Raw genomic sequence first — 7,337 nt, 5'->3', positions numbered from 1 at the left:
CTAAGCGACCTTCCGGCTTTGATAAACGATACTCATGACCTGTGTGGACTGAATGTAACGGTTCCTCATAAGATTGGTGTGATGTTTTACCTGGATAAGATTGATCCGGCTGCCCGGGAAATTGACGCTGTAAATTGTATAAAAATCGTCAATCACCAGCCGGTGGAGGCGTTTTTTAGCGGAGAATTATCCTCTATGAAGGTGCGTTTGGAAGGATATAACACTGACGCATTTGCGTTCGAAGCATCATTAAAGCCCTTACTTAAGAAGCATCACCAAAAAGCACTTGTTTTAGGTAATGGTGGAGCTTCCAGAGCTGTAGCTTATGTCTTAAACAAGCTGAATATTTCTTATCGCCTTGTTTCGCGAAGAGCTATTGGTAAGCAGCTTTCTTACACTCAGCTAACGGCCGATGTGATGAAAGAACGTTTGCTGATTATTAATACCACACCAGTGGGCACCGCTCCTGATATTGAAAATTGTCCCGATATCCCTTACGAACTGTTAACATCAAAGCATTTATTATACGACTTGATTTATAATCCGGAGGAGACTGAATTCTTAAAACGAGGGAAAGAAAAGGGCGCAAGTATTAAAAACGGCCTTGAAATGCTGCACCTGCAGGCTGAAAAGTCCTGGGAGATTTGGAATAGCTAAAAGGATGAAAAAACAAGGAATATACTACCTATTTACTTTCTGTATATCCCTGGCATCTTGTACGCATGATTACTCCCCCAAACCACGGGGTTATTTCAATATTAAATTTCCTGAAAAGAAGTACCAGACTTACAGCAGTAACTGCCCCTATACTTTTGATTATCCTGCATACGCAAAAGTCTTGCCTGATAATCAGCGTGATTCGAAGCCTTGCTGGCTGGATGTTGCCTATCCGGAATTTAATGGCCGGATTCATTTAAGTTATCAGCCAATAAACTCCAAAGCGCAGTTTGATCAGCTTGTAGAAGATGCACGCACCTTTGCTTTTAAACATACGGTAAAAGCCACAGCAATTGATGAGGGAATCATTTCGTATCCCGAAAGAAAAGTCTATGGTATCTATTACTCTATAGATGGCAATACGGCATCATCTGTCCAATTTTTCCTGACAGACAGCACAAAAAATTATCTTCGTGGGGCTTTGTACTTTAACGAACAACCTCGATTGGACTCCATTCAGCCTGTCCTTGACTTTGTGAAAAAAGATATTGATGTTATGATTAAATCCTTGAAATGGAAAAATTAACGAGAAATCTGCTCCTGGCGCTATTGGTATTTATCAGCAATACTGCAGCCGCGCAACTAAATAAAGATGAAAAGAAAATTATCGAGTACATCAATGCGCATCTAAAAGAGTCGGAGGATTTACTAATAGAATCCGTCAATATCAATAGCGGAACACTGAATGTTGATGGGGTAAAAAAAGTTGGGGCGGTTTACCGAAAAGTGCTTGACCAGATTGGTTTCGAGACCGAATGGGTGGTCTTGCCGGATTCGTTAAAACGTGCCGGACACCTGGTAGCCACCGTAAGGGGAAAACAGGGCAAGAAACTATTTTTGATTGGCCATTTAGACACCGTGTTTGAGCTTGATATGGCGTTTGCGCCATATACAAAGCTGAATGATTCCACCGCGACGGGCCAGGGCGTCAATGATATGAAAGGCGGTAATGTAATCATGATAGGTGCTTTAAAAGCCCTTTACGAACTTGGCCTGCTTAAAAACACCCAGATAGTGGCTTATTTTACCGGCGACGAAGAAAGTTCAGGATCTCCACATGACGTGGCGCGGCAAGATTTTATAGAGCGGGCGAAGACTTCCGATATCTCTTTAGGATTTGAAAGTGCCCAGGGCTTAAATACAGTTGTAGTAGCACGCAGGGGCGCGAGTGGCTGGAAGCTAAATGTAGAAGCTAAAACCGGTCACTCCCAAGGTATTTTCAGTGAATCAGCAGGTTATGGGGCAATCTATGAAGCAGCAAGAGTGATTAATGAATTCCGTACTCAGCTCACCAACGAGAAATACCTGACTTTTAATGCAGGTTTAATTAGCGGAGGCTCTGAGATTAAGGTAGATCCTTCGGGGACACGTGTAGAAGCTATCGGCAAAATCAATATCATTTCACCGGCTGCATATGTGGCAGGCGACCTTCGTTTTCTTTCAGAAGCGCAGCGTGATAAGGCGAGAGAAAAGATGCGCCTAATTGTTGGCCAAAGCCTTAACGGGACAAAATCCAGTATTTCATTTTCTGATGGCCTGCCGGCTATGGAACCTACAGAAGGTAACTATAGTCTTGTGAAAATTATGGACGGCATAAGCAAGGATATGGGAATTGGTTCCACTTTAGCCGGAGACCCTGGCTCCAGGGGCGCAGGTGATATTTCCGATATAGCCAAGTATGTTGATGCGCTGGATGGGCTGGGAGCTTCCGGCGGCGGCGCACATAAACCAGGGGAGACTATAAATCTGAAAGAGTTTCCAATACTCATCCAAAGAGCAGCAATCATGATCTACCGGCTTACACGTAAACACGACGAAGTCAAATAGACCCGATTCCTGACAACTAACAAAAAAACTAACCACTAACGCCTAATATGATCAACGTAGAAACCTTTGTATGTAATCCATATCAGGAAAACACATATCTTTTGTATGACGACAGTCTTGAATGTGTCATTATCGATCCGGGAATGTATGACGGCGATGAGCAAAACAAAGTTCTTAAGTTCATAGCCGAAAAAAAATTAAAGCCTGTATTGCTCTTAAACACTCATTGCCATATTGATCATGTGCTTGGGAACAAATTCATCTACGATACTTACGGCCTTCTTCCGCAGTTTCACCAGGGGGAGCAGTCCGTTTTAAATGCGGTAGTATCTTATGCACCTCAAATGGGAATAAGATATGAAGTATCACCTTTACCCGAGACTTATTTACCCGAGACAGGCTCAATCAACTTTGGTAATAGCTCCCTTGATCTGATATTTTGTCCGGGCCACTCACCAGCGCATTTGTGCTTTCATAATCCCGAAAATAAAATTCTGATTGGCGGTGATGTTTTATTTTATCAAAGCATAGGCCGCACGGATCTGCCGGGAGGAAACTATGATCAGCTAATAACTAATATCCGTGAAAAGATATTTACACTGGCAGATGATTGCCGGGTATATCCCGGACACGGACAGTCTACCCTGATCGGATTTGAAAAACAGTTTAATCCGTTTTTAAACTGATCAGTTAACCAGCTGCTTGTTACCAGTAACCAGGCTAAGCGTCTGGTCATTCCAGGCGGGCATCTGACAGCGGGCAAAGGCAAAGAATTGTATCTTAGATTCATCGATGAACACCTCCTTTTACATAGCTAAACGTTACCTTTTTTCCAAAAAATCGGTTAATGCCATAAACTTCATTTCCGGCATTTCAATGCTGGGTGTTTTTGTAGGGAGTGCTGCACTTATTATTATTCTTTCGGTGTTTAATGGGTTTGAAAACATCGTGCTTTCCATGTACAATACGTTTAGCCCTGAACTAAGAATAGAGGCGGCGGAAGGTAAAACATTCGATCCTACTGAGCAGCGATTTTTGAAATTGAAAAACGATGGACGTATTATAAACTATACTGAAGTCCTGCAGGAAAAAGCCTTAATAAGGTATGGCAAAAGTCAATCCATTGCTTTGGTTAAAGGCGTGAGCGACGATTATACTAAAGGAAAGGTCAATATTGATTCAGCCATTTCAAGTGGGAGCTTTACACTTAAATATCAGGGAGAGGATTTCGCAGTAATCGGCTCTGCCATTCAGAACTTTTTGTCGGTAAATTTGAACGACGCTTTCCGGAATCTCGATATTTATTCTCCCCGAAAGGGCGCCGCGAATTCCTTAAATCCCGCTGATGAATTCAACATAATGTCTATTCACCCGTCAGGCGTTTTTTCTGTGCAGCAGGAGTTCGATAATATGATGATTGTGCCTATTTCTTTTGCGAGGCAATTGCTGGGAGAAGAAAGCAAGGTTTCTTTGATTGAAATTAATATAAAAGAGGGTGTTTCCCCCGACGACTTTCAAGAAGAAGTCACGCAAACCCTGGGAAAGGGCTTTATTGTAAAGAACCGAAGCCAGCAAAACGAGTTGCTTTACAGGATCCTCAATTCAGAGAAATGGGCTATTTTCCTGATCCTGACGTTCGTACTTATTATTGCCATTTTCAATATTATTGGATCCTTAACCATGCTTGTTATAGATAAGAAAAAAGACATAGCAATCTTGAGCAGCCTGGGAGCCAATAACGGACTGATCCGTGGGATATTCTTTATCGAGGGCATGATGATTTCCATGCTGGGCTGTGTCTTTGGGATGGCAGCGGGTTTCCTGTTCTGCGTATTCCAGCAGTATTTTGGGTTTATCAAAATGTCTGGTGCTAGCTTCCTGGTGGATTCGTATCCGGTAGTATTGAAAGGAACCGACTTCATCTTAGTTTTTGGAACGGTACTTCTTGTTTCCCTTATCGCTTCAGCGATTTCGTCAAGATTGAGTGTTAAGAATACAGGGAATTTGAGGGAAGAATTATAGGTAAGCCCCTTTAATAAGATAATTTTTAACGTAATCCTCAACGCCCTGCTCCAACGTGTGGAACTCTTTAGAATATCCTAAAGTTTTCAATTTATCCATGCTCGCTTCTGTGAAATACTGATATTTTTCCCTGATATCTTCCGGAGTGGGAACAAATGAAATGTTAACCGGCTCCCCAAGGGCTTTAAACGTGTTTGTAGCCAGGTCGAGGAAAGTCCTTGCTGTTCCTGAGCCAAGATTATAAATACCAGAATCCTTTCGGTGATGCATCAGAAAATATAGCACGTCTACCACGTCCTTTACGTAAACGAAATCACGCATTTGCTCCCCATCTTTAAAGTCGGGATGATGGGATTTAAATAATTTCATTTCGCCTGTCTTCCTGATCTGATTGAAGGTGTGGAAAATCACCGAAGCCATGCGTCCTTTATGATATTCGTTAGGGCCATAGACATTGAAGAATTTTAACCCCGCCCAAAAATAAGGTTTCCGCTCCTGCGCAAGAGCCCATTTATCAAACTCATTCTTAGAATCGCCATAGGGGTTTAGCGGTTTCAAACCGGCAATTTTGGATTCATCATCATCATAGCCATATTCACCAAGCCCATAAGTTGCAGCAGAAGAAGCATAAATAAATGGAAGGCCGAATTCAATACAGATATTCCAAATATTTTTTGTGTAGTCGAGGTTTAAGCGGTTGAAAAGTTCTACATCCGATTCAGTAGTATCTGTTCGGGCTCCAATATGAAAAACGATCTGCACCAGCAGCTGGTTTTCTTTCAGCCATTCCGGGAAAACGTCTCTTTCTACTTGTTGGGAAAATCGTTTCCCTTCAAAATTTTCGTTTTTTTCTTTGTGCGAGAAATCATCTACCAGCACCAGGTCATAAAACCCTTCTGCGTTTAGTTTGTGAATTAAACAGCTTCCAATAAATCCTGCAGCGCCGGTAATGATGATCATCCTGATAGTTTAAAAAATTATAAAAATAAATTCTGTTTGATAGGAGGGATAACTCCCTTTTTTAAAGCCTCCCCGAAAAATATGTTTACTGCCCTTCGCCCTTCTTCTTCAAGATCCACAGAATATTTATTAACGTATAATTCAATATGCTTGTACATTACTTCAGTACTCATTTCCTGAGCATGTGATCGGATAAAGTCCAGGCCGGATAAAGGGTTTTTTATAGCAAACTGAACACTTTTCTTAATGATGCGATTTACTTTTTGTTTGACTTCATCAGGAAGCTCACGCCTGATCATGATACCCCCCAAGGGAATTGGGCAATTAGTTAATTTCTCCCAGTATTCACCAAGGTCGATCACTTTTAAAAGTCCCTTATCTTCATAGGTAAAACGGTTCTCGTGAATAATGACACCAAGATCAATGCGATTGTTTAGCAGAGCAGGTTCTATTTCTGAGAACTTCATTTCAACTTTGTTCAGCGCTTCCGGAAATGCCAGGCTCAACAGAAAATTAGCCGTAGTATACTTCCCGGGGATTCCGACCTTTAGATCCCCTATCCGGGAGGCCAGGTTTTCTATGCCTTCCTGCAAATATTTTGGCTCATTGCAAATCAGCAGGGGACCGACTCCAAACCCCAGCGCGCTTCCCGAGTGTAGTAAAACGTAATTTTCCGTGAGATATGCGTATGCGTGATAGCTCAATTTGGTGATATCAAGATCCGCTTTGAATGCTTTTTGATTCAGGGTTTCCACATCTTCGTATACCACATCAAATTCGAGCCCTTCTGTGTCTATTTTCTGATGGATCATTGCATCGAAAATAAATGTGTCGTTGGGGCAGGGCGAAAATCCCAGACTGAGTTTCATCTTTCCAGTAGATTTATTAACGTGTAATTCAGGTTTTTTATAGCAAGCCCAATATCCCATTTTTCGCGAGCGCGACGCTCAACATAATTTGAAATTGCACGCATCTGAATACAAGGAATATCTGACTGATTACAAGCATAGAAAAAAGCAGCGCCTTCCATACTTTCTATCTGCGGATTAAAACGTGCAATAGCTTTTGCAATCGACAATTCATGGCCGTGAACCTTATTGACAGTAATCGCATTTACTTTTTTTAGTTCGCTTATCGCGAAATCAGGATTGGGATGATGGATTTGGGTGCCTGTGCCTAATTCAAGCTGATCGATGGGCAGGAAATCATCGCCATCTTCAGCTCCGAGCTCTGCGAAAGTGTCTTCCTGAACCAGACATACATCACCAAGACTCAAACCAAAGTCGAAACTTCCGGCGATACCAAGATTAATAGCCAGATCATAGGTGTTTTGTGCCAGATGCCGGCCAAGAGCAAATGCTGCTGCCACCATTCCAGCTCCTGTGATCAGAACATCTACCGAGTGCTGGCCAATAGATATTTTTTCATCCGAATCGCTTTCAGCCGGAAAGGCAGACAGAAAGGGCTGTATCTCCGGACGAGTCGCAGCAACAAGCAATAAATTCATGTAGCGAAGTTAAGCAAATCAGTGCCGTCACGCAATGAATCTCCATCCTAATCCTATTCATGCTAAATCCTATTCATCCTATAATCCTATGAATCCTATTCCAGACAAACATCGGAGTCCTTTACCAGCTAAACGCGACATCTTAGTCAAATTAAGTATATTTGCATTTTAATAATTGACCATGATCTATATTACACGCCGCGAGCGATTTAATGCGGCTCATAAATTGTTCCGTGAGGACTGGAGTGACGAAAAGAATTTGGAAACTTTCGGGAAATGTTCCAATCCAAATTGGCACGGACAT

At 42.1% G+C, this 7,337-nt stretch carries 8 protein-coding genes and 1 pseudogene; 6 read left to right on the top strand and 3 right to left on the bottom strand.

Annotated features, from left to right (window positions below; all coding sequences use genetic code 11):
- The 5 genes from WBJ10_RS14455 to WBJ10_RS14435 form a co-directional block, all read left to right on the top strand.
- Window positions 1-657 (top strand): shikimate dehydrogenase family protein (locus tag WBJ10_RS14455; RefSeq protein WP_424291514.1); only part of this gene is annotated, 657 nt, incomplete at its 5' end.
- A gap of 4 nt (window positions 658-661) precedes the next feature.
- Window positions 662-1,243 (top strand): gliding motility lipoprotein GldD, encoded by a 582-nt coding sequence (gene gldD / locus WBJ10_RS14450; protein WP_424291512.1) that lies wholly within the window; start codon window positions 662-664, stop codon window positions 1,241-1,243.
- Entirely contained in the window at window positions 1,231-2,544 is a 1,314-nt protein-coding gene (locus WBJ10_RS14445) for a M20/M25/M40 family metallo-hydrolase (protein ID WP_424291510.1), read from the top strand. Before gldD ends, WBJ10_RS14445 begins: the two co-directional genes overlap by 13 nt.
- Before the next feature lie 47 nt (window positions 2,545-2,591).
- Window positions 2,592-3,230: an MBL fold metallo-hydrolase gene (locus tag WBJ10_RS14440; RefSeq protein ID WP_424291508.1), complete on the top strand. Its 639-nt coding sequence runs from the start codon at window positions 2,592-2,594 to the stop codon at window positions 3,228-3,230.
- Window positions 3,231-3,336: 106 nt separating this feature from the next.
- Window positions 3,337-4,566: an FtsX-like permease family protein gene (locus tag WBJ10_RS14435; protein WP_424291506.1), complete on the top strand. Its 1,230-nt coding sequence runs from the start codon at window positions 3,337-3,339 to the stop codon at window positions 4,564-4,566.
- Here the strand turns inward: WBJ10_RS14435 and rfaD are convergent.
- Genes rfaD through mqnB form a run of 3 tightly spaced genes read right to left on the bottom strand, consistent with a single transcriptional unit; the run spans window position 4,561 to window position 7,033 of the window.
- A complete protein-coding gene (gene rfaD / locus WBJ10_RS14430; RefSeq protein ID WP_424291504.1) occupies window positions 4,561-5,526 on the bottom strand; it encodes an ADP-glyceromanno-heptose 6-epimerase in 966 nt (321 codons plus the stop codon). The two genes, WBJ10_RS14435 and rfaD, sit on opposite strands and share 6 nt — an antisense overlap.
- Window positions 5,527-5,543: 17 nt before the next feature.
- A complete protein-coding gene (locus WBJ10_RS14425) occupies window positions 5,544-6,395 on the bottom strand; it encodes a menaquinone biosynthesis family protein (protein ID WP_424291502.1) in 852 nt (283 codons plus the stop codon).
- On the bottom strand, window positions 6,392-7,033 hold the full coding sequence (gene mqnB / locus WBJ10_RS14420) for a futalosine hydrolase (protein WP_424291500.1): 642 nt from the start codon (window positions 7,031-7,033) through the stop codon (window positions 6,392-6,394). The genes WBJ10_RS14425 and mqnB overlap by 4 nt, the downstream gene beginning before the upstream one ends.
- Window positions 7,034-7,214: 181 nt before the next feature.
- Here mqnB and WBJ10_RS14415 point away from each other — a divergent pair.
- Window positions 7,215-7,337: pseudogene (locus tag WBJ10_RS14415) on the top strand (6-carboxytetrahydropterin synthase); the annotation flags it as partial.

Source organism: Daejeonella sp. (assembly GCF_049655485.1).
Lineage (GTDB): Bacteria > Bacteroidota > Bacteroidia > Sphingobacteriales > Sphingobacteriaceae > Daejeonella.
This window is presented reverse-complemented; position numbering and strand designations above follow the sequence as displayed.

Coding starts and splice junctions, on each gene's coding strand:
- mqnB (WP_424291500.1), bottom strand. CDS start 7,033: ATGAATTTATTGCTTGTTGCTGCGACTCGTCCGGAGATACAGCCCTTT.
- WBJ10_RS14445 (WP_424291510.1), top strand. CDS start 1,231: ATGGAAAAATTAACGAGAAATCTGCTCCTGGCGCTATTGGTATTTATC.
- rfaD (WP_424291504.1), bottom strand. CDS start 5,526: ATGATCATCATTACCGGCGCTGCAGGATTTATTGGAAGCTGTTTAATT.
- WBJ10_RS14435 (WP_424291506.1), top strand. CDS start 3,337: ATGAACACCTCCTTTTACATAGCTAAACGTTACCTTTTTTCCAAAAAA.
- WBJ10_RS14425 (WP_424291502.1), bottom strand. CDS start 6,395: ATGAAACTCAGTCTGGGATTTTCGCCCTGCCCCAACGACACATTTATT.
- gldD (WP_424291512.1), top strand. CDS start 662: ATGAAAAAACAAGGAATATACTACCTATTTACTTTCTGTATATCCCTG.
- WBJ10_RS14440 (WP_424291508.1), top strand. CDS start 2,592: ATGATCAACGTAGAAACCTTTGTATGTAATCCATATCAGGAAAACACA.